Origin of the sequence: Streptomyces sp. NBC_00557 (genome assembly GCF_036345995.1) — a bacterium.
Classification (GTDB): domain Bacteria; phylum Actinomycetota; class Actinomycetes; order Streptomycetales; family Streptomycetaceae; genus Streptomyces.
On sequence record NZ_CP107796.1, the window covers coordinates 6,674,023 to 6,699,867 of the forward strand.

The window sequence follows — 25,845 nt, forward strand, 5'->3', positions numbered from 1 at the left end:
GCCGGCACGGCACCGCCGGCGCCACAGACACCGAGGGCGCCCTTCTCCACGCGGGAGGGGCGCCCTTCGCCGTCGTACGCGCTACTGCGCGCCGGGGCGCACCAGACCGCTCTCGTACGCGTACACCGCCGCCTGCACCCGGTCCCGCAGGCCCAGCTTGGTCAGCACATGCCCCACGTGCGTCTTCACCGTCGTCTCGCTGACGAACAGATCGGCCGCGATCTCCGCGTTCGACAGCCCGCGCGCCACCAGCTTCAGCACCTCCACCTCACGGTCGGTGAGGGTGTTCAGCGTGTCCGGCACCGGCTCCTCACCGGAGGGCAGATGCCCGGCGTACTTGTCCAGCAGCCGGCGCGTGATGCTCGGCGCCAGCATCGCCTCACCGGCCGCCACCACCCGGATCGCCTGCACCAGTTCGTTCGCCGGCGCGTCCTTCAGCAGGAAACCGCTCGCCCCGGCGCGCAGCGCCTCCACCACGTACTCGTCCAGATCGAAGGTCGTCAGCACGAGGACCTTCGCCGGACCGTCCCGTCCCGGCCCGGTGATCTGCCGGGTCGCCTCCACCCCGTCCATCCGCGGCATACGGATGTCCATCAGCACCACGTCCGGCTGCAGGGCCCGCACCTGGTCGAGGGCCTGCAGACCGTCACCGGCCTCGCCCACGACCGCGATGTCCTGCTCCGCCTCCAGGATCATCCGGAAACCCGTACGCAGCAGGGGCTGGTCGTCGACCAGTAGGACACGGATGGCCACGTGACACTCCTTCGCTAGTCGCGGCCCATTCTGCCCTGCCCGGGTTTTCCGGTTCACCCGGTCCCGGCCACCGGCAGCGGATACGGCGGGGGAGTGCCGCCGAACTCCGGGCAGTGCGCCTGGTGATCGCACCAGCCGCACAGCCTGGTCGGCCGCGGCCGCCACTCCCCGGTCTCCGTGGCCTGCCGGATGGCGTCCCACAGCGCGTGCAGCTTGCGCTCCACCCGCTCCAGATCGGCGAGCACCGGGTCGTACGTCACCACGTCCCCGCTGCCCAGATACACCAGTTGCAGCCGCCGCGGCACGACCCGCTTCAGCCGCCACACCACCAGGGCGTAGAACTTCATCTGGAACAGCGCGCCCTCGGAGTACTCCGGCCGCGGCGCCTTGCCCGTCTTGTAGTCGACGATCCGGACCTCACCGGTCGGCGCCACGTCCACCCGGTCGATGATCCCGCGCAGCCGCAGCCCCGACTCCAGCTCGGCCTCCACGAACAGCTCCCGCTCGGCCGGCTCCAGCCGCGTCGGATCCTCCAGCGTGAACCAGCGCTCGACCAGCCGCTCGGCCTCCGCCAGCCACCCGGCCAGCCGCTCGCCGTCCGGATCGTCGGCGAACAGCTCCGTCACCTCCGGCCTGCTCTCCCGCAGCCGGTCCCACTGCCCCGGGATCAGCGCCTTCGCCCGCGGCGCGGTCCGCTCCGCCGCCGGCGCGTCGAACAGCCGCTCCAGCACCGCGTGCACCAGCGTGCCCCGGGTCGCCGCCGCGCTCGGCTTCTCCGGCAGCCGGTCGATCACCCGGAACCGGTACAGCAGCGGACACTGCATGAAATCGCTCGCCCGCGACGGGGACAGCGACGTCGGCGCAACGGCCACCCGCCCGGCCCCGGCCTCCACCGCGACCGGCACGACCGAACCGGACTCGGGGGCCGCTGTGGCTCTCGCCGAGCCGGGTGCGGGAGACGCTGTGGCCGTGGTCGAGCGAGGACCAGGGCGCGCTGCGGGTGTCGCCGAGCCGGGGTCAGGGGTCCCTGTGGCCGTGGTCGAGCCGGTGTCAGGGGTTCCCGTGGGTGTCGCCGAGCCGGGCCCGAGGTCTGCTGGGGCCGTCGCTGAGCTGGGCTCAGGGATCCCCGCGGGCGTCGCCGAGTCCGGGGCGGCGGTTCCTGTGACCGTGACCGAGTCGGGCTGAGTGTTTCTTGTGGCCGTCACCGAGTCCTGCTGAGCGGTTTCTGTGGCTGTCGCCGGGTCCGGGGCAGCGGTCCCAGTGGCCGTCGCCGGGTCCGGGGCAGCGGTCCCCGTGGCCGTCGCCGAGCCGGGCTCAGGGGTCCCCGCGGGCGTCGCCACAGCCGTCGAGGGCTCCGGCACCGGAGCCGTCACGGGCGCCGGTCGCGGCGCCCCGTCCGGATCCGTCTGCCCGGCGCCGCCCGACCGGGCCTCCGTGTCCTCGATGCTGCTGTCCATGACCACAGACCTTACGGCCCGCCACTGACAGTGACCCAGCCGTCGCCGTGTTCGACCGCGCGGCCACGGGGCAAACACAAGGGGTGCCGGGGCGGAACACCTCGCCACGGCCGCATACCATCGACCACAGACCCTTCCGTTCCGCAGGTACGGAAGACGCTTCGAACGAGGGGACACCGTGGACGTGAGCGGCGGGAGCGGGCAGCCGCGGTCCGGCAACGACAAGCCGGCCGAGCACCCCGCGGGTCCGACGGCCCCGACGACCGACCCCACCGGCCCGGAGCCCCAGCCCCCCACGGACCACCACCGGGCCGAGACGGACGACACCCGGACCGATCGGCCCGGCCGCGGGGACGCCCCGCCCCCTCGGCAGCCCGGCACGGCCCCCGGCAGCGCAGGCTCCGGCGCCCCGGACGCCACCGAGCCCGGGGAGGACACGGCCGGCCTTCGCTCGGACACCGCCTCGGCCGCCTCCGCCTCCCCGGAGCGCACGGACAGCACGGACAGCACAGGCTCCGGCACCGGCTCGGACACCGACGCGAGCGAGGACCGTACCGACGCCGCAGCGCCGCCCGGCCCTCCCGAGGGTCCCGGCACCGGCGGCGCCGGCGATGCTGCGGGCGCCGAAGGGCACGCCGGCCGCCCCCAGCCCCCCGGCACCCCCTCCCGGCCGGGTCACGCTCCCGGCGCCCCGCGCGACGAGCAGCACGAGCACCGGTCCCTCGCCCACTCCGGGATCGCCAAGGGCGAGCCGCCGCAGCCGCGGCCCAAGGAGCCCGGCGGCGGCATCCTCATGGGACGGCCCTTCGGCGTGCCTGTGTACGTCGCCCCCAGCTGGTTCCTCGTCGCCGCACTGATCACCTGGGTCTTCGGCGGCCAGCTCGACCGCGTGCTGCCCGAGCTGGGCGCCGCCCGCTACCTCGTCTCCCTGTTCTTCGCCGTCGCCTTCTACGCCTCCGTCCTGGTCCACGAGCTGGCCCACACGGTCGCCGCGATCCGCTTCAAGCTCCCGGTCCGCCGCATCCAGCTGCAGTTCTTCGGCGGCGTCTCGGAGATCGAGAAGGAGGCCGAGACCCCCGGCCGCGAGTTCGTCCTGGCCTTCGTCGGCCCGCTGCTCTCCCTCGTCCTGGCCGGCCTGTTCTACGTCGCCATGAAACCCGTCGAGCCCGGCACCGTACCCGGCGTCCTGCTGGCCGGCCTGATGATCTCCAACCTCATCGTCGCGGTCTTCAACCTCCTGCCCGGCCTGCCCCTCGACGGCGGCCGCATGCTCCGCGCCGTCGTCTGGAAGATCACCGGCAGGCCCATGAGCGGCACCGTCGCCGCCGCCTGGGTCGGCCGCGCCCTCGCCGTCACCGTCCTCATCGGCCTGCCCCTGCTCAACCAGTCCGGCGCCCTCGGCGGCGGCAGCACGGACACCGGCGGCATGGACACCGTCACCGACGCCCTGCTCGCCGCCATCCTCGCCGCCATCATCTGGACCGGCGCCGGCAACAGCCTGCGCATGGCCCGCCTGCGCGAACACCTCCCCGAGCTGCGCGCCCGCACCCTGACCCGGCGCGCCGTACCCGTGGAGACCGACACCCCGCTCTCCGAGGCCCTGCGCCGGGCCAACGCGGCCGGCGCCCGCGCCCTGGTCGTCGTCGACGCCCACGGCACCCCCGTCTCCCTGGTCCGCGAGTCCGCCATCGTCGGCGTACCCGAACACCGCCGCCCCTGGGTCGCCGTCAGCGGCCTCGCCCAGGACCTCACCGAGGGCATGCGCGTCTCCGCGGAACTCGCCGGAGAAGAACTCCTCGACGTCCTGCGGGCCACCCCCGCCACCGAATACCTGGTCGTCGAGGAGACGGGCGAGATCTACGGCGTCCTGTCAGCGGCAGACGTGGAGCGGGCCTTCGTCAGGGCGATGGCAAGACCGGCTTCATAGCCCGCCGCACCGGAGCGCGGCCAAGCCCCCGGCGGGGAACCGGTACGCTGGTCACATGTCCGAACCGACCGGTGCCGCCCGCAGGCGCGGGCCCTTCAAGGTCGGGGACCAGGTACAGCTGACCGACCCCAAGGGTCGCCACTACACGTTCACGCTCGAAGCCGGGAAGAACTTCCACACCCACAAGGGTTCCTTCCCGCACGACGAACTGATCGGCGCTCCCGAGGGCAGCGTTGTCCGCACCACCGGCAACGTCGCCTACCTCGCGCTGCGCCCCCTGCTCCCCGACTACGTCCTGTCCATGCCCCGCGGGGCGGCCGTCGTCTACCCGAAGGACGCGGGGCAGATCCTCGCCTTCGCCGACATCTTCCCCGGCGCGCGCGTCGTGGAGGCCGGCGTCGGCTCCGGCTCGCTCAGCAGCTTCCTGCTGCGCGCCATCGGCGACCAGGGCATGCTGCACTCCTACGAGCGCCGCGAGGACTTCGCCGAGATCGCCAAGCAGAACGTGGAGCGCTACTTCGGCGGCCCCCACCCGGCCTGGCAGCTCACCGTCGGCGACCTCCAGGACAACCTGTCCGACACCGACGTCGACCGCGTCATCCTCGACATGCTCGCCCCCTGGGAATGCCTGGAAGCCGTCTCCAAGGCACTCGTCCCCGGCGGCATCCTCTGCTGCTACGTGGCCACCACCACCCAGCTCGCCCGGACCGTGGAGTCCATCCGGGAGATCGGCTGCTTCAACGAGCCGACCGCCTGGGAGACCATGATCCGCAACTGGCACATCGAGGGCCTCGCCGTCCGCCCGGACCACCGGATGATCGGCCACACCGGCTTCCTGCTCACCGCCCGCCGCCTCGCCGACGGCGTCGAGCCCCCCATGCGTCGCCGCCGCCCCGCCAAGGGCGCCTACGGCGAGGACTACGCCGGCCCCAACGCCGACGGCGGCACCGGCCGCTGACCCACCCGCACCCGGCACAACCCATGGGCGCCGCGCCGCTGTTCCCCCACCCCGGCGGGAACTCCGGCGCGGCGCCCGCGCGTTGACACGGCACCAGGATCCCCGCCCCCCACGGCCCCAACCCCCGCCACGCGCGCGGGCCCCGCCTGCGGGAATCCTCCGACCCCGCCGTTCCCCCGCACTGTGACGTGTGGCACCATGCTGGCCACCCCCACCGGCACAGCCCTCACAGGAGACACTCCTAGTGCAGCAATCCGCCGTTCCGGAGCTCGCCCACGCCCAGACCCGGCCCATCCACTGGGTCGCCACCGCCACGGCCGTCGCCGGCGTCGTCGCCCTGTCCTCCGTCGTCCAGCCCGGATCGGCCACGGCCGCCCAGACGCACACCGAAACCCACCGAAGGACCGCCCCCGCGGCCGCCGCACCGCCCGGCACCACCGGCGTCGACTTCCCGCTGCAGTGCGGACCCACGAAAGCCGTGGTCGCCAGGAAAGCCACCGGAGACCTCGACGGGGACGGCAGACCGGAAACCGTCGCCGTCGTCCACTGCGACGCCACCATGGGCACCCCGCCCGACGGCGTCTACGTCCTCACCCGCTCCGCCGACAGCGGCGCACCCCGCATCGTCGCCACGCTCGTCGACCCCAAGGACCGGGTCACCGTCACCGGCTTCTCCCTGCGCGCCGGCACGGTCGCCGCCACCCTCCTCGGCTACTCCTCCGACGCCGTCCCCAACTGCTGCCCCGACCTGAAGACCCCGACCGCCTGGCACTGGAACGGCACCGCGTTCCTGCGCACCCCACCCGCCGGCACCCACAGCGTCTGAAACGGGGCCCGGCCCGGACTCACTCCGCGTCGGGCCCGTACACCTCGACCCTGTCCGAAACCCGCCGCACATGAATGCACTCGCCGGGACACTCCCGCGCCGAGTCCACCACATCCGCCAGCAACGGCAGCGGCACCGGCGCCGTCGCACCCGGAGCCTGCAACAGCTCCTCGTCCGCGCCCTTCACATAGGCCAGCCCGTCGATGTCCAGCTCGAACACCTCAGGGGCGTACTGGGCGCAGATCCCGTCGCCGGTACACAGATCCTGGTCGATCCAGACCTCCAGCGCCTCCCCGCCCGGGGCCTCCTGCTGCACGGTCACCTCTCCTGCCGTCGGGAACACCGGGCGGAACCGGCGCCGCAAGGGCCAGCCGGGTCCGCACCAGCGGCTGTTGAACACCCCCGACCCTACCTCCGCCCGCCCGCCGCCCACGCCTCACCGGCACCGGTGGTTTCCGCCCCCGTCCGCCCGGGTACCAGCGCGGATCCAGGACGACGACACCCGTCCCCGGCCACGGCACCCGACCGGTTCCAGCCGCGGCCGGACGTGACACCCACCGACCGGACCGTCGCTCTGCGTGATGCACACAGAGCGCCCGCACGCCCCCCGTTACCACAACCACCCGCCCGCAACGGACAACTCCGGCCACTACCGAAGGGTTTCGACCACGCGATGCCCGGAACAAGCTGCTTCCCTATCACGTTGAGTGGGTATCCCCTCCGTGCGAGGGAGAGCGCAACGGGTGACCGACGACACACCTTGACAGTCTTTGTGATCTAGGGGTTTCAATCGACACCCACCCAGGTAGGGTCTGGAAGCGTCCAGCTCCCCTTGGAGGAGGTGAGGACCGTGGCAGCCCACGACGACGACATGAACCGCGGCATCCGCCCGGGACGAGGGTCCGACGACCCGGCCGGGCAGATCGCCTACCTTGAGCAGGAGATCGCCGTCCTGCGACGCAAGCTCGCCGACTCTCCGCGACACACGAGGATTCTCGAGGAGCGGATCGTCGAGCTGCAGACCAACCTGGCCGGCGTGTCCGCCCAGAACGAACGGCTGGCCAACACCCTCCGCGAGGCCCGCGACCAGATCGTGGCCCTCAAGGAAGAGGTGGACCGGCTCGCCCAGCCGCCGGCCGGCTTCGGCGTCTTCCTGCAAGCCAACGAAGACGGCACCGCCGACATCTTCACCGGCGGCCGCAAGCTCCGGGTGAACGTCAGCCCGAGCGTCGACCTCGACGACCTGCGGCGCGGCCAGGAAGTCATGCTCAACGAAGCGCTCAACGTGGTCGACGCCATGGAGTTCGAGCGCGTCGGCGACATCGTCACCCTCAAGGAGATCCTCGAGGACGGCGAGCGCGCCCTCGTACTGGGGCACACCGACGAGGAGCGGGTCGTACGGCTCGCCGAGCCCCTGCTCGGCACCACCATCCGCGCCGGCGACGCCCTCCTGCTCGAACCCCGCTCGGGGTACGTCTACGAGGTCGTCCCCAAGAGCGAGGTCGAGGAACTGGTCCTCGAAGAGGTCCCCGACATCGGCTACGACCAGATCGGCGGCCTCGGCAACCAGATCGAGGCCATCCGGGACGCGGTCGAGCTGCCGTACCTCTACCCGGACCTCTTCAAGGAGCACGAGCTGCGCCCGCCCAAGGGCGTCCTGCTCTACGGCCCCCCCGGCTGCGGCAAGACGCTCATCGCCAAGGCCGTCGCGAACTCGCTGGCCAAGAAGGTCGCCGAGGTCACCGGCCAGGCCGCCGGCAAGAGCTTCTTCCTCAACATCAAGGGCCCCGAGCTGCTCAACAAGTACGTCGGCGAGACCGAGCGGCAGATCCGCCTGGTCTTCCAGCGTGCCCGTGAGAAGGCCAGCGAGGGCACACCCGTGATCGTCTTCTTCGACGAGATGGAGTCCCTCTTCCGCACCCGCGGCTCCGGCGTCAGCTCGGACGTGGAGAACACCATCGTCCCGCAGCTGCTCGCCGAGATCGACGGCGTGGAGGGCCTGCAGAACGTGGTCGTCATCGGCGCCTCCAACCGCGAGGACATGATCGACCCCGCCATCCTGCGCCCCGGCCGGCTCGACGTGAAGATCAAGATCGAGCGTCCCGACGCCGAGGCCGCCAAGGACATCTTCGGCAAGTACCTCACCGAGCGTCTCCCGCTGCACGCCGACGACCTCGCGGAACACGGCGGAGACAAGAGCGCGACGGTCCAGGGCATGATCCAGACCGCCGTCGAGCAGATGTACGCCGAATCCGAGGAGAACCGCTTCCTGGAAGTCACCTACGCCAACGGCGACAAGGAAGTCCTCTACTTCAAGGACTTCAACTCCGGCGCCATGATCGAGAACATCGTGGGCCGCGCCAAGAAGATGGCGATCAAGGACTTCCTCGAGAAGAACCAGAAGGGCCTCCGCGTCTCCCACCTCCTCCAGGCCTGCGTGGACGAGTTCAAGGAGAACGAAGACCTGCCCAACACCACCAACCCGGACGACTGGGCCCGGATCTCCGGAAAGAAGGGCGAACGGATCGTCTACATCCGCACCCTCATCACCGGAAAGCAGGGCGCGGACACCGGACGCTCCATCGACACGGTGGCGAACACCGGTCAGTACCTGTAACGGCAGGGCGGCTGCGGGTGCCCTCACCGGGTACCCGCAGCCGACTGTTTTTCTGGCCACGACCGGAGCAGGCAATGACGCAAATGATCTCCCCACCAGCGCAAAGGCGTTCTAGGCTCGTTCCTACCGCCGAGTCGCGCAGTGCGGGGACGGGCACCGCACACGCACCGGAGCGCCAGCGGTACGTGAGCGGCGCCCACGACCGAGGGTGCCGCCGGGCAAGGAGGGCCGCATGACCGTACGGCGAGTAATGGGCATCGAGACGGAGTACGGGATCTCCGTCCCCGGCCACCCCAACGCCAATGCCATGCTCACCTCGTCCCAGATCGTCAACGCCTACGCGGCGGCGATGCACCGGGCCCGCCGGGCCCGCTGGGACTTCGAGGAAGAGAACCCGCTACGCGACGCGCGAGGCTTCGACCTCGCCCGGGAGGCCGCCGACGCCAGCCAGCTCACCGACGAGGACATCGGCCTCGCCAACGTCATCCTGACCAACGGAGCACGGCTCTACGTCGACCACGCCCACCCCGAATACAGCGCCCCCGAGGTCACCAACCCCCGCGACGCCGTCCTCTGGGACAAGGCCGGGGAACGCATCATGGCCGAGGCCGCCGAACGCGCCGCCCAGCTCCCCGGCGCCCAGCCCATCCACCTGTACAAGAACAACACCGACAACAAGGGCGCCAGCTACGGCACGCACGAGAACTACCTGATGAAGCGGGAGACCCCCTTCTCGGACATCGTGCGCCACCTGACCCCCTTCTTCGTCTCCCGCCAGGTCTTCGCCGGCGCCGGCCGCGTCGGCATCGGCCAGGACGGCCACGAACACGGCTTCCAGCTCAGCCAGCGCGCCGACTACTTCGAAGTCGAGGTGGGCCTCGAGACCACCCTCAAACGGCCCATCATCAACACCCGGGACGAACCCCACGCCGACGCGGAGAAGTACCGCCGCCTGCATGTGATCATCGGCGACGCGAACCTCTCGGAGATCTCCACCTACCTCAAGCTGGGCACGACCAGCCTGGTCCTGTCCATGATCGAGGACGGCTTCATCGCGGTCGACCTCGCCGTCGACCAGCCCGTGCGCACCCTGCACCAGGTCTCCCACGACCCGTCGCTCAAGCGCCTGGTCACCCTCCGCAGCGGACGCACCCTGACCGCGGTGCAGCTCCAGATGGAGTACTACGAGCTGTCCCGCAAGTACGTCGAGGAACGCTACGGCGAGGACGCCGACGAGCAGACCAAGGACATCCTCACCCGCTGGGAGGACACCCTCACCCGGCTCGAGAACGACCCCATGAGCCTGGCCGGCGAGCTCGACTGGGTCGCCAAGCGCGAACTCATGGAGGGCTACCGCCGCCGCGACAACCTCGACTGGGACGCCGCCCGGCTCCACCTCGTCGACCTGCAGTACGCCGACGTACGCCCCGAGAAGGGCCTGTACAACCGCCTCGCCGCCCGCGGCCGCATGAAGCGGCTCCTGGACGAGGCGGACGTCGAGCGGGCCATGAGGAAGCCGCCGGAGGACACCCGGGCCTACTTCCGCGGGCGCTGCCTGGAGCAGTACGCCGACGACGTCGCTGCGGCGAGCTGGGACTCGGTGATCTTCGACCTGCCCGGCCGGGACTCGCTGCAGCGCGTTCCAACCCTGGAACCGCTACGCGGAACGCGAAATCACGTCAAGGAGCTGCTGGACCGCTGCCGCACCGCGGAAGACCTGGTCAGGGTCCTGTCCGGCGGGTGAGCGGGCCAGGGGGGTACTCGGTGCGGCCCGGGCGGACAGGGTGGAAATCCTGCCGCCCGGGAATCATCGAGATGGCCCCCGTACGTTGGAGAAACTGCGGGGCCGATGTCGGACCCGGCTTGTAGGGTCTGATCATCACCGATCGGCAGGCGAACTGAGCGGGGTGAGGGTTATGGCAACCAAGGACACCGGCGGCGGCCAGCAGAAGGCCACGCGCGCGACCGAGGAGGTCGAGGAGCAGGCGCAGGAAGCGCAGGCCTCGGAGGACCTCAAGGAGCGACACGAGAAGCTGAGCGACGACGTGGACTCCGTCCTGGACGAGATCGACGACGTCTTGGAGGAGAACGCAGAGGACTTCGTGAGGTCCTTCGTTCAAAAGGGTGGACAGTAGTCACTCTTATGAACAGCGGGGGGTCGGAGAAGTGCTCGGCATGCCAGGAGATGCTTCCGGTCAGCGCATTCGCGGCGAACAGGTCGAGGCCAGACGGTCTGCAGACCAATTGCCGTGAGTGCGCAGCCGAGTATTACCGGCGCCGACAGGAGGCCCGGGGCAAGGCGGTCCGTGCACGGGTGGACGTGCCCGATGGGCACAAGCTCTGTCTGAAGTGTGGCGAGGTCAAGCCGTGGAGTGAGTGGCATCGAAATGCGACCGCCTCGGATGGCCTCTCGACACGGTGCAAGGCGTGCCGTGCTGCAGAAGGCCGAGCGAATCACCTGAAGCGAAGCTACGGCCTCACCGAAGCCGGGCGCGACGCGATGGTCGCCGCTCAGTACGGGCTCTGCGCGATCTGTCTGGCCGCTCCACCCGCGCATGTGGATCACTGCCACAAGACGGGTAGGGTCCGTGGCGTACTGTGCTTCAACTGCAATTCGGCCATCGGCAAGTTGCGTGACGACCCCGAGGCCGCACGCCGAGCCGCCGCCTATCTGGAAGGAACCTTGTGGAAGCCAACACTCGTGGCACCGGGCGTCTACCAGCTGCCTTCCTGACGCCAGGGTCTTCCTCCTTCATGGACTTCCTCTCCGAGCACCAGCCCGAGCTGCTGCCCGGCAACCGGCAGCTGCCGCCCACGCAGGGTGTGATCGAGGCGCCGCACGGGACGACGATCGTCGCCGTGACGTTCCCGGGAGGCGTCGTGCTGGCGGGTGACCGTCGGGCCACCATGGGCAATGTCATCGCTCAGCGGGACATCGAGAAGGTGTTCCCGGCGGACGAGTACTCGGCCGTCGGCATCGCCGGCACCGCCGGTCTCGCGGTGGAGATGGTCAAGCTCTTCCAGCTGGAGCTGGAGCACTTCGAGAAGGTCGAGGGCGCTCAGCTGTCGCTGGAGGGCAAGGCGAACCGGCTGTCCACCATGATCCGTTCCAACCTCGGCATGGCCATGCAGGGCCTGGCGGTGGTCCCCCTGTTCGCGGGGTACGACCTGGACCGCGAGAAGGGGCGGATCTTCTCGTACGACGTGACGGGCGGCCGCTCGGAGGAGCAGAACTTCGCGGCGACGGGTTCGGGCTCGATCTTCGCGCGCGGTGCGATGAAGAAGCTGTTCCGTGACGATCTGACCGAGGAGCAGGCGACCACGCTGGTGGTGCAGGCTCTGTATGACGCGGCTGACGACGACTCGGCGACCGGTGGTCCCGATGTCGCCCGCCGGATCTACCCGATCATCACCGTGATCACCGAGGACGGGTTCCGCCGGCTGACGGAGGACGAGGCCTCCGAGCTGTCCCGTGCGGTGCTGCAGGGGCGGCTGGAGGAGCCGGACGGCCCGAAGGCGGCCCTGCTCTGACGGCGGGCCCCGGTTGTTTTGAAGGTGATCCAGTGACCATGACAGAAAGGGACGGATAACCGGTGTCGACGCCGTTCTATGTCTCACCTCAGCAGGCCATGGCCGACCGGGCGGAGTACGCCCGCAAGGGCATCGCGCGTGGCCGGAGCCTGGTCGTGCTGCAGTACGCCGACGGCATTGTGTTCGTCGGTGAGAACCCGTCCCGTGCGCTGCACAAGTTCAGCGAGATCTATGACCGGATCGGTTTCGCGGCCGCCGGCAAGTACAACGAGTACGAGAATCTGCGGATCGGCGGTGTGCGGTACGCCGATCTGCGGGGTTACACCTATGACCGTGACGATGTGACCGCCCGGGGCCTGGCGAACGTGTACGCCCAGACGCTGGGCACGATCTTCTCCTCGGCGGCCGAGAAGCCGTACGAGGTGGAGCTGGTCGTCGCCGAGGTGGGGGAGACGCCGGCGGGTGACCAGATCTACCGGCTGCCGCATGACGGTTCGATCGTGGACGAGCACGGTTCGGTCGCCGTGGGTGGCAATGCCGAGCAGATCAGCAGTTTCCTCGACCAGCGGCATCGCGACGGCATGAGCCTGGCGGAGGCGCTCAAGCTGGCGGTGCAGGCGCTGTCGCGGGACACCAACGGCAGCGAGCGGGAGATCCCCGCGGAGCGTCTCGAGGTGGCGGTGCTGGACCGTACGCGTCCGCAGCGGCGCAAGTTCAAGCGGATCGTGGGCCGTCAGCTCTCGCGTCTGCTGGCGGCGGACGGTGCGGCCACGGAGGCGGAGAGTGCCGAGGAGGACGGTTCCGAGGAGGAGTGACGCCGCCGCTCGATCGTCTGCTCGTGTGTGCCCCGGCCGTGCCTCGGCCGGGGCACACGGCGTTGGGGCCGCGGGGGGCCTAGGAGGCCGGTGGAGGCGCCGTGGAGCCGCGGACGACCAGTTGGACCGGGATGTCCCCGCTGTCGGGTTCGCGGCCGTCCAGGACGGCGAGGAGGGCGTGCATGCCGCGTTCGCCGAAGCGCTCGGCGTCGAGCCGTACGGTGGTCAGTTCGGGGTCGATGGCGGTGGCGAGGCCGAGGTCGTCGACGCCGGTGACGGAGATGTCGTCGGGGATGCGCAGGCCGAGGCGGCGGAGGGCCTTGTAGGCGCCGGCGGCGAGTTTGTCGTCGTCGCAGACGATGGCGGTGGGCCGGGGCCCGGGTGTGGTGAGCGCGGTCTCGGTGGCGGTGCGGGCGCCGTCGATGGAGATCGGGGCCCGGGCGGTACGGACTTCCGCGCCGGGTACGGCCGCGATGCGTGCCGCCAGTTCTCTCGCCCGGATCTCGAAGGTCCAGGAGGGGACGTCGGCGGCCAGGTGGAGGATGCGGCGGTGGCCGAGGGCGGTCAGGTGCTCGGTGACCTGGCGGATGCCGTCGGTGATGTCGAGGTTGACGGTGGCGGCGCCGAGGCTGCCGTGGGGGTCGCTGTCGAGCATGACGAGGGGGAGCTGGTCGCCGCGGATGGCGGTGAGGGCGTCGGCGGCCATGGAGGAGGCGATGACGCCGTCGAGGGCGGCCTGTGCGGAGGCGAAGGGGTCGCGGGCGGGGCCGACGCCTTCGGGGGAGGGGTACAGGACGACGCCGAAGCCGTGGTCGGCGGCGACGCGGGCGGCGCCGGTGTAGACGCCGGCGAAGAACTCGGTCGTGAGGGCGGGGACGACGAGCAGGACGGTGCGGGTGTGGCCGAGGCGCAGGTTGCGGGCGGCGAGGTTGGGCCGGTAGCCGAGGTCCCGTGCGGCGTCGCGGACGCGTGCGGCGGTGGCCTCGGAGACGCGGCCGCGCCATTTGCCGCCGAGGACGAGGGAGACGGCGGCCTGGGAGACTCCGGCCGCCCGGGCGACGTCGCGGCTGGTCGGGCGGGTGCTGCTGCGTGCCACCGGGGGCCTGCCTCTTCGTGTGGACGTCCGAACTGGGCACATGGTACGTATGACGGCGGGGGTTATACGTAAAACTTCGGCTGGAGGGCGGCACATGGCCACGGGCTATCTGGAGGTGCTCCGGGCGCGGCACGCGCTCCGGCTGCTCACCGGCACCCTGGTGGGGCGGCTGCCGAACGCGACGGCCGCGATCGCGCTGGTGCTGTTCGTGCGGGCGCAAGGAGGCACCTACAGCCTCGCGGGCGCTCTGGCGGCCGTCTACGGCGTCGCCAACGCGGTCGGCCAGCCGGTGCTGGGCCGGCTGGTGGACCTGCACGGCCAGCCGCGCGTGCAGCTGCCGGCGGCTGTTCTGGCGGCCGCGTCGATGGCGGTGTTCGCCTTCTGCGGCACCGCTCCGCTGCCGCTGGCGTACGCGGCGGTGGGGGCGGCGGGCCTGTTCACGCCGCCGCTGGAGGGCGGCCTGCGGGCGCTGTGGCCGTCGGTGCTGCGCGGGGAGGAGCGGGTCCACACGGCGTACTCCCTGGACGCGATCGCGCAGGAGATCATGTTCACGGTGGGGCCGCTGCTGGTGACGCTGTGCGTGTCGCTGTGGGACGAGCGTGCGGCGCTGCTGGTGCTGAACCTGCTGGGCGTGCTGGGCGCGCTGTCGGTGGTGGTGTCGCCGCCTTCGCGCGCGTGGCGGTCGGCGCCGCGTGAGGCGCACTGGCTGGGCGCCCTGCGGTCGCCGGGCCTGCTGGCCCTGCTGGGCGCCTTTCTGTTCGTGGGGATCGCGCTGGGTTCCATCACGGTGGCGTCCGTGTCGTACGCCGACGGTCACGGCGGTGACGCCGTGTACGGCTGGATGATGGCGGGGCTGGGGCTCGGCGCGCTGGTGGGCGGCTCGGTGTACGGGGCCCGTGCCTGGCGTGGTGCGCCGGAGCGGCGACTGCGGGTGCTGGTGGCGTCTCTGGCGGTGTGTTACCTGCCGCTCACGCTGACACCGCGGGCGGTGCCCATGGTGCTGCTGTCGGTGCTCTCCGGGGTGTTCCTGGCGCCGTGCATCGCCTGCGCGTTCATCATCGTGGACCGGCACGCGCCGAGCGGGACGGTGACGGAGGCGTTCTCGTGGCTCGTGACGACGTTCACGGTGGGCGCGTCGGTGGGGACGGGCGTGGCGGGGCCGGTGGTCCAGGCGGGTGGCACCGTGTGGGGGTTCGCGGTTCCGGGCGCGGCGGGAGCGGTGTCGTTGCTGGTGCTGCTGGCCGCGGGGCGGGTCCTCACAGCTCCGGTGCGGAGCGGGGTCGTTGCGTCTTCATCGGAAAATGATCCAAATCGTGCTGTCGAACCCCGTTTCAGCTCGGGGGATCGGGCGTAATGTTCAGTCATGGACCGCCGCATTTTCGGGCTGGAGAACGAGTACGGCGTCACGTGCACGTTCAGGGGACAGCGGCGCCTGTCTCCTGACGAGGTGGCGCGGTACCTCTTCCGCCGTGTCGTGTCATGGGGCCGCAGCAGCAATGTCTTTCTGCGAAACGGCGCCCGGTTGTATCTCGACGTGGGCTCACATCCGGAATACGCGACACCCGAGTGTGACAATGTGATCGAACTGGTCACCCACGACAAGGCCGGCGAGCGCATTCTCGAAGGACTCCTGGTGGACGCGGAACGACGCCTGCACGAGGAGGGAATCGCGGGCGACGTCTACCTGTTCAAGAACAACACGGACTCGGCGGGCAACTCCTACGGCTGTCACGAGAACTATCTGGTGGCGCGGCACGGGGAGTTCTCGCGGCTCGCGGACATCCTGATCCCGTTCCTGGTCACACGGCAGCTGCTGTGCGGCGCGGGGAAGGTGCTGCAGACGCCGCGTGGCGCGGTGTACTGCGTGAGTCAGCGGGCGGAGCACATCTGGGAGGGTGTGTCCTCGGCGACGACCCGTTCGAGGCCGATCATCAACACGCGTGACGAGCCGCACGCGGACGCGGAGCGTTACCGCCGGCTGCATGTCATCGTCGGTGACTCCAACATGTCCGAGACGACGATGCTGCTGAAGGTCGGCGCGACGGATCTGGTGCTGCGCATGATCGAGGCGGGCACGGTGATGCGCGACCTGACGCTGGAGAACCCGATCCGGGCGATCCGCGAGGTCAGCCACGACATCACCGGGCGGCGCAAGGTGCGGCTGGCGAGCGGCCGCGAGGCCTCCGCGCTGGAGGTGCAGCGGGAGTACTTCGACAAGGCCGTGGACTTCTGCGACCGCCGCGGGATCCGCACGGGCACGGTCGCGCAGGTCCTGGAGCTGTGGGGCCGGACGCTGGACGCGATCGAGACCGAGGAGCTGGACCGGATCGCCACCGAGATCGACTGGGTGATGAAGTACAAGCTCATCGAGCGGTACCGGTCGAAGAACAACATGACGATGTCGCATCCGCGGGTCGCGCAGATAGACCTCGCCTACCACGACATCCACCGTCGTCGTGGCCTGTACTACCTGCTGGAGAAGAAGGGTCAGGCGGCCCGGGTCTGCAACGACTTGAAGATCTTCGAGGGCAAGTCCGTTCCGCCGCAGACGACTCGGGCGCGGCTGCGCGGTGACTTCATCCGGCGGGCACAGGAACAGCGCAGGGACTTCACGGTCGACTGGGTGCATCTGAAGCTCAACGACCAGGCGCAGCGCACCGTGTTGTGCAAGGACCCGTTCCGTTCGGTGGACGACCGGGTGGAGAAGCTGATCGCCGGAATGTAGTGCAAGCCGGGTGAGTCAAGCGTTTCCGGTGTGAAATGCCGGAGCGCCACACGGGCGTCGTACGTTTCTCGTACGGCGCCCTTCTCACGCCGTAGAGTTGCGCGCACGCCATCCGCAAGATCGACCGATTACGAGGCTCTTCCGTGCGCCGACGCTCACTTCTCCTCGCCGCCGTTCCCGCCGGACTGGTCACCGTGTCCGCGTGCGGTGACAACAAGTCCGGATCCAGCAAGGCCGGCGTCTCGCCGTCGCCGTCGCCGTCGGTGTCCACGGCTCCTCCGCCGAAGATCGTGGACGCCCCGCTGCCGGCGATCACGGGGGGCACGAAGTTCGGGGAGAAGCCGGCCGTGGCGAAGGGCCCCGGCGCGCCGTCGAAGGACCTGGCGGTGAAGACGGTGATCGCGGGCGGTGGCCGTGCGGTCGCGGAGAACGACTTCATCCAGGCGAACTACCTGGGCCAGATCTGGGACACGGGCAAGGTCTTCGACAACTCCTACGACCGCAAGCGCCCGCTGGTGATGCAGCTCGCCCAGGGCAGCATCATCGACGGCTGGCGGTACGGGCTGGCGGGGAGGAAGACCGGCAGCCGGGTGCTGATGGCCGTGCCGCCGACCTGGGGTTACGGCAAGGAAGGCAACCCGCAGGCGGGGATCAAGGGCACGGACACGCTGGTGTTCGTGATCGACCTGATCGACTCGTTCAACTCCAAGAGCTCGGCGAAGGGCCGGGCGGTGCCGCAGACGGACGCCGCGCTGCCGAAGGTGGGCACGAACACCGACGGCACGGTCCCGAAGGTCACCGTCCCGAGGACGGCGGCGCCGAAGAAGCTGGTGTCGGCCTATGTCCTCGAGGGCGACGGGCCGGAGCTGAAGGCCGACCAGACGGTGCTGTGCCAGTTCCAGGGCCTGGTGTGGGACGGTGGCAAGACGTTTCAGCGGACGTATGGTTCGGGCCGGCTGAGCCAGTTCGCGCTGGAGCAGATGCAGCAGGCGGTGAAGGGGCTGGCGCAGGGGCTGACCGGCAAGAAGGTAGGCAGCCGGGTGCTGATCGTCGTGCCGCCGGAGCTGGGCTACGGCGACACTCCGCCGAGCGGCGGTGTCATCAAGAAGGGCTCGACGCTGGTGTTCACGGTGGACATCCTCGCCGCGATGTAGCCCGCGGTGACCGTCTGCGCGCCGTGTCCGTGCCGTGTCCGGTGACGGAGCCGGTGTCCGTGGCGGGCGGCGAGCAGCCGGGATGAAAGACTGTCGGCGTTTCGTGTCGTACACAAGCAGGAGCTTTTGACGTGAACATCGAGAAGCCCGAGATCGACTTCCCGGGCGGCGAGCCCCCGGCGGACCTCGAGATCAAGGACATCTGGGAGGGTGACGGGCCGGTGGCGCAGGCGGGTCAGACCGTCACCGTCCACTACGTGGGTGTCGCCTTCAGCACCGGCGAGGAGTTCGACGCCAGCTGGAACCGCGGCACTCCGTTCCGCTTCCCGCTGGGCGCGGGCCGGGTCATCGCGGGCTGGGACCGGGGTGTGCAGGGCATGAAGGTCGGCGGCCGCCGCCAGCTGACCATCCCCGCCCACCTCGCCTACGGCGACCAGAGCCCCACCCCGGCGATCAAGCCGGGCGAGACGCTGATCTTCGTGGTGGACCTGCTGGGCGTCTGATCCCCGCCGGATCCCGCCCGGTCCCACGGGACCGTCACTGATCGACCGGCCGGATCCGACCGGATCCGATCACCTGGGGCCCATGCCTGTGCGGGCATGGGCCCTCGGCTTTTGCCGGTGCCCCCCGGAGCGGTACGGTCATCGGTCGGAAGCACCATAGGAAAGGCGAAGGGCGTCGATGGCCATTGCCAAGGCCGAGCGGCTGATGAACCTCGCGCTGTGTCTGCTCGGCACACGGCGGCCTCTGAGCAAGCGTGAGCTGCGCGAGTCCATCGAGGCCTACCTCGAAGCGGGCAGCGACGACTCCTTCAACCGGATGTTCGAGCGGGACAAGGACGACCTGCGCGAGCTGGGCCTGGTGATCGAGACGGTCGAGAACCTGGACGGCGAGGTCGGCTATCTCGCCCGCCGGGACAGCAACCGGCTGCCGCCCATCACCCTGGACGCCGAGGAGGCCGCGGCGCTCGGGCTCGCCGCGAAGGTGTGGCAGCAGGCCCGCCTGGCCGGGGCGGCCAGCGGCGCCCTGCAGAAGCTGCGGGCCGCGGGGCTGCCCGAGGACGTCGACCCGTACGAGGCGCACGGCGCTCTGGAACCCCGTATCCCGGTGCACGAGGCCGCCTTCGAGCCGCTGATGCTGGCCTGCCGCGACCGCCGCCCGGTCGTCTTCGACTACCGCAAGGCCTCCGCCGCCCACCCCGAGCCCCGGCATGTCGAGCCGTGGGCGCTGGAGTGCTGGCGCGGCCACTGGTACCTGGCCGGCTGGGACCGCGACCGGGGCGCCGAGCGCGTCTTCCGGCTGTCCCGGATCACCGGCCGGGTCCGCTCGCGCGGCACGGGCTTCACCGCGCCGGTGCCCGACGTCGTCACCGTGCGGGAGACCGTCGCGAGCTGGGCGGGCGAGATCGCCGACGGCACGGCGCTGATCCGGCTGCGTTCCGGCGCCGGTTACCCCCTTCGGGCGAAGGCCACCCGGGTGCGGGAACTCGGCGACGGCTGGGACGAGTTGGAGATTCCGTACGGGCACGGCCTGGACGCTTGGCTGGTGGAGTTCGGGCCGGACGTGGTGGTGCTGGAGCCGGCCGAGCTGCGCGCGGACGTGGTGGACCGGCTGCGTGCCGTGGCCAAGGGCTGAGGGGGAGCGGGACTGTGGCAGGCAAACCGGTCAGGACGGTGAACGCCATCGACCAGACCCGGCGGATGCTGTCCCTGGTGACCTATCTCAGGGAGCGGCCCGGCGCGCGGATCGCGGACGTGGCGCGCGCCTTCGGCATCACCGAGGACGAGCTGGTCGCCGACCTCGATCTGCTGCCGATGTGCGGCACCAGCTTCCGCGGCGGTGATCTGCTGGACATCGACACCGACGGCGAGCGGATCTGGTGGCACAACCCGGCCGCGCTCGGCGAGGACGCGGCCGAGCCGCTGCGGCTCGCCGCCGACGAGGCGACCGCCCTGCTGGTGGCCGCGCGCGCCGTCTCGACCCTGCCCGGGCTCCGCGAGAGCGACCGGCAGGCCCTGCTGCGGGCCACCGCCAAGGTGGAGGCCGCCGCCGGTGAGGCCGCCGGGGCCAGCTCCCGGCTGTCGGTGACCTTCGAGTCCGAGGGCGGCGTCTTCGCCGACGTCGACCGGGCGATCTCCGAGCGCCGCCGGCTGTGGATCCGCTACTACTCCCCGGCCCGCGACGAGGTCACCGAGCGGGAGATCGACCCGATCCGCCTGGTCAGCGTCGGCCACACCTATGTGGAGGCCTGGTGCCGCCGCTCCGAGGCGCGGCGCACCTTCCGCCTGGACCGGGTCGCGGAGATCCGGATCCTGGACGAGCCGTCCGCGCCGCCCGAGATGGAGCTGCGCGATCTGTCCGAGGCACTGGTGCAGCCGGCCGCCGAGGACCCCGAGGTGGTGGTCGAGGTCGGCCCGGGCGGCCGCTGGGTGGCCGAGTACTACCCGCACGACAGCGCCGATGAGCTTCCCGACGGCGGGCTGCGTATCACTCTGCGCACGCCCGATCCGGCCTCGCTGCGCCGGCTGGCCCTCCGGCTCGGCCGCGACGGGCGGATCGTCTCCCCGCCGGAGCTGGCCGACAGCGCCCGCAGAGCGGCGGCGGAGGCGCTGGCGGCGTACGACTCGGCGCAGCAGGCGTGAGCGGCCGGGCACCGGGCGCCCCGAAGGGGCGCGGCGAACCGCGCGACCGGCCACGATGGCGCCGCAGCCGGCAAGGGCGCATCGCCGGCGGGCGAACGACCACGAGGAGGAGCGAGTCCTGTGAGCGAGCGTGCGGGTGAGATGACGGTGGCGGCCGCCTTCGCCGGGATGAGGAGAGCGGTCCCCGTGGTGTTCAGGGCGGGCTGCCCGGACTGCCGGGGCCGCTTCGAGCTGGCCGCGAGCGCGCTGCGCCTCGCCATCGGCGCCACCAGCAGGACCACCTTCTACTCCTTCACCTGCCCCGAGTGCGGCGCGGCCGTCCGCAAGCCGGCGGGGGAGCGCATCGTCGAGCTGCTCACGGGCGGCGGGGTCAGGACGCTCAGGCTGCACTCCACGGCGTAGGCGGCTGCGGTCCGCCGCGGCGGACGGTCTAGTCTCGACGTCATGTTCTGGCCGATGTTCGCGGTAGCGCTGGGTTTCCTGGGTCTCGCGGTGCTGGGGGTGCTCGCCGTCCGGGTCTTTCTGGAGGCGCGGCGCCTCGGGCAGCAGGTCGCGGACTCCGCGCGCCGGATCAACAGGGCGGCCGAGGACCTGGAGCGGTCGGCGGTCAGCGCGGCACGGTCCGTCGACGCGCTGTGAGGCCCCGAAGGCCGCCCGGCACAGGCTGTCGGTGCGCCGTGAGGCCCCCGGAGGCCGGCGCGGCACAGGGTGCCGATGCGCTGTGAGACCTGGGAGTCATGCGCTTTGGGTCACTTCGCCCTGTCACCCGACCGGTCCGTCCAGGTACGCTGCAGATCGCGGCCCGGAGAGTTGAGGCGCGGTCCGCACGGAGAGCGGGAGTACGCACGGGGATTGTCCTACGTTCACCCCCGGGCGCTACGATCGCTGCCAGCACGATGGTCAGACACTTGTCCGACCCGTCGGACATGCCCCGCCGCCCCGCCTCAGTGAGAAGGTGAAGACTTATGTTCCGCAACGCACTTGAGCCGTGGCACATTGTGTTGCTGATCCTGGTGATCGTCCTCGTGTTCGGCTCCAAGAAGCTTCCGGACATGGCCCGCTCGCTCGGCAAGTCGGCGCGCATCCTCAAGAGCGAGGCCAAGGCGATGAAGGAAGAGGGCAAGGCGGCATACAACTCCGCGGAGCCCGCCGAGGAGCAGACCCCGGCCCAGCGCACCATTCAGGCGGCGCCCGGCGACGTGACCAGCTCCCGGCCGGTCAGCGAGCCGACGGACACGACCACCCAGCGCTGACGCGAGGACCGGGCATCCGGTCCGCTGCACGAGATGAGGATGTGGGTTGCTCAAGTCTGCCCGCAAGCAGGAGAGGGATCCCGAAGGGCGGATGCCGCTCGCGGATCACTTGCGTGAGCTGCGCAACCGGCTCGCGAAGGGTGTTCTGGCGATTCTCGTGGTCACGATCGTGGCCGCGTTCTTCTACCAGGACATCATCAACTTCATCACCGAGCCGCTCCTGCGCTCGGTCGGCTGCTCGCAGTCCTTCGGGCAGCTGGCCAAATCGAAGAACGTCCACTGCGCGCACCTCACGGTCAGCGGCCTGCTGACGCCCTTCACCCTGGCGCTGAAGGCCTCGCTGACCGCCGGCATCGTGGTGGCGTCGCCGATCTGGCTCTACCAGCTCTGGGCCTTCGTCGCGCCGGGCCTGCACCGCCACGAGAAGAAGTACGCCTACGGCTTCGTCGGCTTCGGCTTCCCGCTCTTCATCGGCGGTGGCTACGTCGCCTACCACGTGCTGCCCACCACGGCGAAGGTGATGATCGATCTCACGCCCAAGGGCGCGGAGAACCTGCTGCCGCTGGACAACATGCTCGACCTCGTGACGCGCATGGTGGTGGTCTTCGGCCTCGCCTTCGAGATGCCGCTGCTGCTCGTCATGCTCAACCTCACCGGCATCGTCTCCGGCAGGCGCATGCTCGGCTGGTGGCGGGGCATGGTCGTCGGCATCGCCGCCTTCGCCGCCGTGGCCACGCCCGGCGCCGACCCGATCTCGATGCTGGCGCTCGCCGCGCCGATCTGGCTGCTGTTCTTCATCGCCGTGGCCGTCTCGCTGTTCAACGACCGGCGCCGGGCGCGCCGGGAGGCCGAGGGCCCCGCCGACGACGAGGCCTCCGAGCTGGACCTCACCCCCGAGGACATCGGCGAGATCGAGCCGGTGACCGCCAGCGGCGCCCTCGAGCCGCCGGGCACCGACCACGTCAACGGTTACGACGACGTCACCTGAGCCGCTCCGCACCGGACGGAACACCACGACGATGCCCCCGCCCCCGAAGGGCCGGGGGCATCGTCGTCGCAGGTCGGCCGACGTTCCGGATAATGATCGTCCTGTTGTCGGTGCGGCCCGGTACGCTCGAAAGCACGATGACAGAGGACCTCTCACCGGCCGAGCGGTACGCGGCAGCCCGCAGGCGGGCAGCCGAGCAGGCCACCGCGCTCGCGTCCTTCCGCGAGATGTACGACTTCGGCCTCGACCCCTTCCAGATCGAGGCCTGCCAGGCACTCGAGGCGGGCAAGGGCGTGCTGGTGGCCGCCCCCACCGGCTCCGGCAAGACGATCGTGGGCGAGTTCGCCGTCCACCTCGCCCTGCAGCAGGGCAAGAAGTGCTTCTACACGACACCCATCAAGGCGCTGTCGAACCAGAAGTACGCCGACCTGTGCCGCCGCTACGGCACCGGCAAGGTCGGCCTGCTCACCGGCGACAACAGCGTGAACTCCGAGGCCCCGGTGGTCGTGATGACCACCGAGGTCCTGCGGAACATGCTCTACGCCGGCTCCCAGACCCTGCTGGGCCTCGGCTATGTGGTCATGGACGAGGTGCACTACCTCTCCGACCGCTTCCGCGGCGCCGTCTGGGAAGAGGTGATCATCCACCTGCCCGAGTCGGTGACACTGGTGTCACTGTCGGCGACCGTCTCCAACGCCGAGGAGTTCGGCGACTGGCTGGACACCGTCCGCGGCGACACCGAGGTGATCGTCTCCGAGCACCGGCCCGTGCCCCTGTTCCAGCACGTGCTCGCCGGGCGGCGGATGTACGACCTGTTCGAGGAGGGCGAGGGCCACAAGAAGGCCGTCAACCCCGACCTCGTGCGCCTGGCCCGCATGGAGGCCACCAGACCGTCGTACCAGGACCGCAGACGCGGCAGGTCCATGCGCGAGGCCGACCGGGAGCGGGAGCGCCGGCAGCGCTCGCGGGTGTGGACGCCGGGCCGGCCCGAGGTCATCGAGCGCCTGGACTCCGAGGGCCTGCTCCCGGCGATCACCTTCATCTTCAGCCGCGCCGCCTGCGAGGCCGCCGTCCAGCAGTGCCTGTACGCGGGCCTCAGGCTCAACGACGAGGAGGCGCGGGAACAGGTCCGCGCCCTGGTCGAGGAGCGCACCGCGCACATCGCGCCGGAGGACCTGCACGTCCTCGGCTACTACGAGTGGCTGGAGGGCCTGGAGCGCGGCATCGCCGCCCACCACGCGGGCATGCTGCCGACCTTCAAGGAGGTCGTGGAGGAGCTGTTCGTGCGCGGCCTGGTCAAGGCGGTGTTCGCCACCGAGACCCTCGCGCTCGGCATCAACATGCCGGCCCGCTCGGTGGTGCTGGAGAAACTCGTCAAGTGGAACGGCGAGCAGCACGCCGACATCACCCCCGGCGAGTACACCCAGCTCACCGGCCGCGCCGGCCGCCGGGGCATCGACGTCGAGGGCCACGCGGTGGTGCTGTGGCAGCGCGGGATGAGCCCCGAGCACCTCGCCGGTCTCGCGGGCACGCGCACGTACCCGCTGCGCTCCAGCTTCAAGCCGTCGTACAACATGGCGGTCAACCTGGTCGAGCAGTTCGGCCGGCACCGCTCCCGCGAACTGCTGGAGACCTCCTTCGCGCAGTTCCAGGCGGACAGGTCGGTGGTCGGGATCTCCCGCCAGGTGCAGCGCAACGAAGAGGGCCTGGCCGGCTACAAGGCCTCCATGACCTGCCATCTCGGCGACTTCGAGGAGTACGCGCGGCTGCGCCGCGAGCTGAAGGACCGGGAGACCGAGCTGGCCCGGCAGGGCGCCGCCCAGCGCCGGGCCGAGGCCGCCGTCGCCCTGGAGAAGCTCAGGCCGGGCGATGTCATCCATGTGCCGACGGGCAAGTACGCGGGCCTCGCGCTGGTGCTGGACCCGGGCCTGCCCGCGGGCCGCTCCAACGGCCACCGCGGCTTCGACCACCACGACGGCCCGCGCCCGCTGGTGCTGACCGCCGAACGGCAGGTCAAGCGGCTGGCGTCGATGGACTTCCCGGTGCCGGTGGAGGCGCTGGACCGGATGCGGATCCCGAAGTCCTTCAACCCGCGCTCGCCGCAGTCCCGCAGGGACCTGGCGTCCGCGCTGCGCACCAAGGCCGGGCACATCCCGCCGGAGCGGGCCCGCAAGAAGCGCTCGCAGGCCGCCGACGACCGCGAGATCGCCCGGCTGCGCTCCGCGCTCCGCGCCCACCCCTGCCACGGCTGCAACGACCGCGAGGACCACGCCCGTTGGGCCGAGCGCTACCACCGGCTGCTGCGCGACACCTCGCAGCTGGAGCGCCGTATCGAGGGCCGTACGAACACCATCGCGCGGACCTTCGACCGGATCGTCGCGCTGCTGACCGAGCTGGACTATCTGCGCGGCGACGAGGTCACCGAGCACGGCAGACGGCTCGCCCGGCTGTACGGCGAACTGGACCTGCTGGCCAGCGAATGCCTGCGCGAGGGGGTCTGGGAGGGGCTCAGCCCCGCCGAACTCGCCGCCTGCGTCTCGGCGCTGGTGTACGAGGCACGGGTCGGCGACGACGCGATGGCGCCCAAGCTGCCCTCGGGCAAGGCGAAGGCCGCGCTCGGCGAGATGATCCGCATCTGGGGCCGGCTGGACGGTCTGGAGGAGGAGTTCCGGATCAGCCAGACCGAGGGCGTCGGCCAGCGCGAGCCCGATCTGGGCTTCGCGTGGGCCGCGTACATGTGGGCCTCGGGCAAGGGGCTGGACGAGGTGCTGCGCGAGGCGGACATGCCCGCAGGTGACTTCGTGCGGTGGTGCAAGCAGGTCATCGACGTGCTGGGCCAGATCTCCGCGGCGGCTCCCGCGGAGGGCTCGACCGTGGGGAAGGCCGCGCGCAAGGCCACCGACCAGCTGCTGCGGGGTGTGGTCGCCTACTCGTCGGTGGGGTGACCGAGGGCCCTTTCCGGGCGGATGCGAGGGTTCCCCCGCAGGGGTGATCCGCACCCGCCCGTGGCCCCGGTGTCAGGGGTCGTACGAGCCGTTCACCTATCACGGTGAGCGGCTTTCGTACGCCTGTGCGGCTTCACCGTACGTGTTCGAACGAACGC

At 70.8% G+C, this 25,845-nt stretch carries 24 protein-coding genes; 20 read left to right on the forward strand and 4 right to left on the reverse strand.

Annotated features, from left to right (window positions below; genetic code table 11):
* Positions 1 to 81 precede the first annotated feature (81 nt).
* A complete protein-coding gene (locus tag OG956_RS29360; RefSeq protein ID WP_055703620.1) occupies positions 82 to 753 on the reverse strand; it encodes a response regulator in 672 nt (223 codons plus the stop codon).
* 53 nt (positions 754 to 806) lie between these two features.
* Complete coding sequence (locus OG956_RS29365) at positions 807 to 1,877, reverse strand: PD-(D/E)XK nuclease family protein (protein WP_443065698.1); 1,071 nt, start codon at positions 1,875 to 1,877, stop codon at positions 807 to 809.
* A gap of 511 nt (positions 1,878 to 2,388) precedes the next feature.
* On the opposite strand from OG956_RS29365, the gene OG956_RS29370 reads away from it, so the two are divergent.
* From OG956_RS29370 to OG956_RS29380, 3 genes are all read left to right on the forward strand, one after another.
* The gene (locus OG956_RS29370; RefSeq protein WP_330341022.1) at positions 2,389 to 4,137 is read left to right on the forward strand and encodes a site-2 protease family protein; all 1,749 of its coding nucleotides are present in this window, start codon (positions 2,389 to 2,391) and stop codon (positions 4,135 to 4,137) included.
* A 55-nt stretch (positions 4,138 to 4,192) separates the two neighbouring features.
* Positions 4,193 to 5,095 carry a tRNA (adenine-N1)-methyltransferase gene (locus OG956_RS29375; protein ID WP_069781830.1) on the forward strand — a complete coding sequence of 301 codons (903 nt, stop codon included), beginning with the start codon at positions 4,193 to 4,195 and terminating at the stop codon, positions 5,093 to 5,095.
* Between the two features lie 244 nt (positions 5,096 to 5,339).
* A complete protein-coding gene (locus OG956_RS29380; RefSeq protein ID WP_330341023.1) occupies positions 5,340 to 5,921 on the forward strand; it encodes a hypothetical protein in 582 nt (193 codons plus the stop codon).
* 19 nt (positions 5,922 to 5,940) lie between these two features.
* Here the strand turns inward: OG956_RS29380 and OG956_RS29385 are convergent, their stop codons facing one another.
* Positions 5,941 to 6,243 (reverse strand): ferredoxin, encoded by a 303-nt coding sequence (locus OG956_RS29385; RefSeq protein ID WP_330341024.1) that lies wholly within the window; start codon positions 6,241 to 6,243, stop codon positions 5,941 to 5,943.
* A 528-nt stretch (positions 6,244 to 6,771) separates the two neighbouring features.
* Between OG956_RS29385 and arc the strand changes: the two genes are divergently transcribed.
* From arc to prcA, 6 genes are all read left to right on the forward strand, one after another.
* Positions 6,772 to 8,538 carry a proteasome ATPase gene (gene arc, locus OG956_RS29390; protein ID WP_330341025.1) on the forward strand — a complete coding sequence of 589 codons (1,767 nt, stop codon included), beginning with the start codon at positions 6,772 to 6,774 and terminating at the stop codon, positions 8,536 to 8,538.
* A gap of 232 nt (positions 8,539 to 8,770) precedes the next feature.
* Positions 8,771 to 10,282: a depupylase/deamidase Dop gene (gene dop, locus OG956_RS29395; protein ID WP_443065624.1), complete on the forward strand. Its 1,512-nt coding sequence runs from the start codon at positions 8,771 to 8,773 to the stop codon at positions 10,280 to 10,282.
* Between the two features lie 172 nt (positions 10,283 to 10,454).
* Complete coding sequence (locus OG956_RS29400; protein WP_069781834.1) at positions 10,455 to 10,673, forward strand: ubiquitin-like protein Pup; 219 nt, start codon at positions 10,455 to 10,457, stop codon at positions 10,671 to 10,673.
* A gap of 8 nt (positions 10,674 to 10,681) precedes the next feature.
* A complete protein-coding gene (locus tag OG956_RS29405; RefSeq protein ID WP_330341026.1) occupies positions 10,682 to 11,272 on the forward strand; it encodes an endonuclease VII domain-containing protein in 591 nt (196 codons plus the stop codon).
* Positions 11,224 to 12,069, forward strand: coding sequence for a proteasome subunit beta (prcB, locus tag OG956_RS29410; RefSeq protein ID WP_330341027.1), 846 nt, complete (start codon positions 11,224 to 11,226; stop codon positions 12,067 to 12,069). The genes OG956_RS29405 and prcB overlap by 49 nt, the downstream gene beginning before the upstream one ends.
* Before the next feature lie 62 nt (positions 12,070 to 12,131).
* A complete protein-coding gene (prcA, locus tag OG956_RS29415) occupies positions 12,132 to 12,884 on the forward strand; it encodes a proteasome subunit alpha (RefSeq protein ID WP_330341028.1) in 753 nt (250 codons plus the stop codon).
* Between the two features lie 79 nt (positions 12,885 to 12,963).
* Here the strand turns inward: prcA and OG956_RS29420 are convergent, their stop codons facing one another.
* On the reverse strand, positions 12,964 to 13,980 hold the full coding sequence (locus OG956_RS29420) for a LacI family DNA-binding transcriptional regulator (RefSeq protein WP_330341029.1): 1,017 nt from the start codon (positions 13,978 to 13,980) through the stop codon (positions 12,964 to 12,966).
* Between the two features lie 94 nt (positions 13,981 to 14,074).
* Between OG956_RS29420 and OG956_RS29425 the strand changes: the two genes are divergently transcribed.
* From OG956_RS29425 to OG956_RS29475, 11 genes are all read left to right on the forward strand, one after another.
* Positions 14,075 to 15,334 carry an MFS transporter gene (locus tag OG956_RS29425; RefSeq protein WP_330341030.1) on the forward strand — a complete coding sequence of 420 codons (1,260 nt, stop codon included), beginning with the start codon at positions 14,075 to 14,077 and terminating at the stop codon, positions 15,332 to 15,334.
* A 9-nt stretch (positions 15,335 to 15,343) separates the two neighbouring features.
* Complete coding sequence (pafA, locus tag OG956_RS29430; RefSeq protein WP_330341031.1) at positions 15,344 to 16,705, forward strand: Pup--protein ligase; 1,362 nt, start codon at positions 15,344 to 15,346, stop codon at positions 16,703 to 16,705.
* Positions 16,706 to 16,848: 143 nt separating this feature from the next.
* A complete protein-coding gene (locus OG956_RS29435) occupies positions 16,849 to 17,859 on the forward strand; it encodes an FKBP-type peptidyl-prolyl cis-trans isomerase (RefSeq protein WP_330341032.1) in 1,011 nt (336 codons plus the stop codon).
* Between the two features lie 131 nt (positions 17,860 to 17,990).
* Positions 17,991 to 18,362: an FKBP-type peptidyl-prolyl cis-trans isomerase gene (locus OG956_RS29440; RefSeq protein ID WP_330341033.1), complete on the forward strand. Its 372-nt coding sequence runs from the start codon at positions 17,991 to 17,993 to the stop codon at positions 18,360 to 18,362.
* A 178-nt stretch (positions 18,363 to 18,540) separates the two neighbouring features.
* Positions 18,541 to 19,494, forward strand: a complete 954-nt coding sequence (locus OG956_RS29445; protein WP_330341034.1) for a helix-turn-helix transcriptional regulator — start codon at positions 18,541 to 18,543, stop codon at positions 19,492 to 19,494.
* A 14-nt stretch (positions 19,495 to 19,508) separates the two neighbouring features.
* Positions 19,509 to 20,501: a helix-turn-helix transcriptional regulator gene (locus tag OG956_RS29450; RefSeq protein ID WP_330341035.1), complete on the forward strand. Its 993-nt coding sequence runs from the start codon at positions 19,509 to 19,511 to the stop codon at positions 20,499 to 20,501.
* A gap of 141 nt (positions 20,502 to 20,642) precedes the next feature.
* Positions 20,643 to 20,903, forward strand: coding sequence for a hypothetical protein (locus OG956_RS29455; RefSeq protein WP_330342983.1), 261 nt, complete (start codon positions 20,643 to 20,645; stop codon positions 20,901 to 20,903).
* Positions 20,904 to 20,945: 42 nt separating this feature from the next.
* A complete protein-coding gene (locus OG956_RS29460; RefSeq protein ID WP_330341036.1) occupies positions 20,946 to 21,140 on the forward strand; it encodes a hypothetical protein in 195 nt (64 codons plus the stop codon).
* 326 nt (positions 21,141 to 21,466) lie between these two features.
* Complete coding sequence (gene tatA, locus OG956_RS29465) at positions 21,467 to 21,754, forward strand: Sec-independent protein translocase subunit TatA (RefSeq protein ID WP_330341037.1); 288 nt, start codon at positions 21,467 to 21,469, stop codon at positions 21,752 to 21,754.
* Between the two features lie 46 nt (positions 21,755 to 21,800).
* Positions 21,801 to 22,742 carry a twin-arginine translocase subunit TatC gene (gene tatC / locus OG956_RS29470; protein WP_330341038.1) on the forward strand — a complete coding sequence of 314 codons (942 nt, stop codon included), beginning with the start codon at positions 21,801 to 21,803 and terminating at the stop codon, positions 22,740 to 22,742.
* A gap of 92 nt (positions 22,743 to 22,834) precedes the next feature.
* Entirely contained in the window at positions 22,835 to 25,687 is a 2,853-nt protein-coding gene (locus OG956_RS29475) for a DEAD/DEAH box helicase (protein ID WP_330341039.1), read from the forward strand.
* Positions 25,688 to 25,845 lie beyond the last annotated feature (158 nt).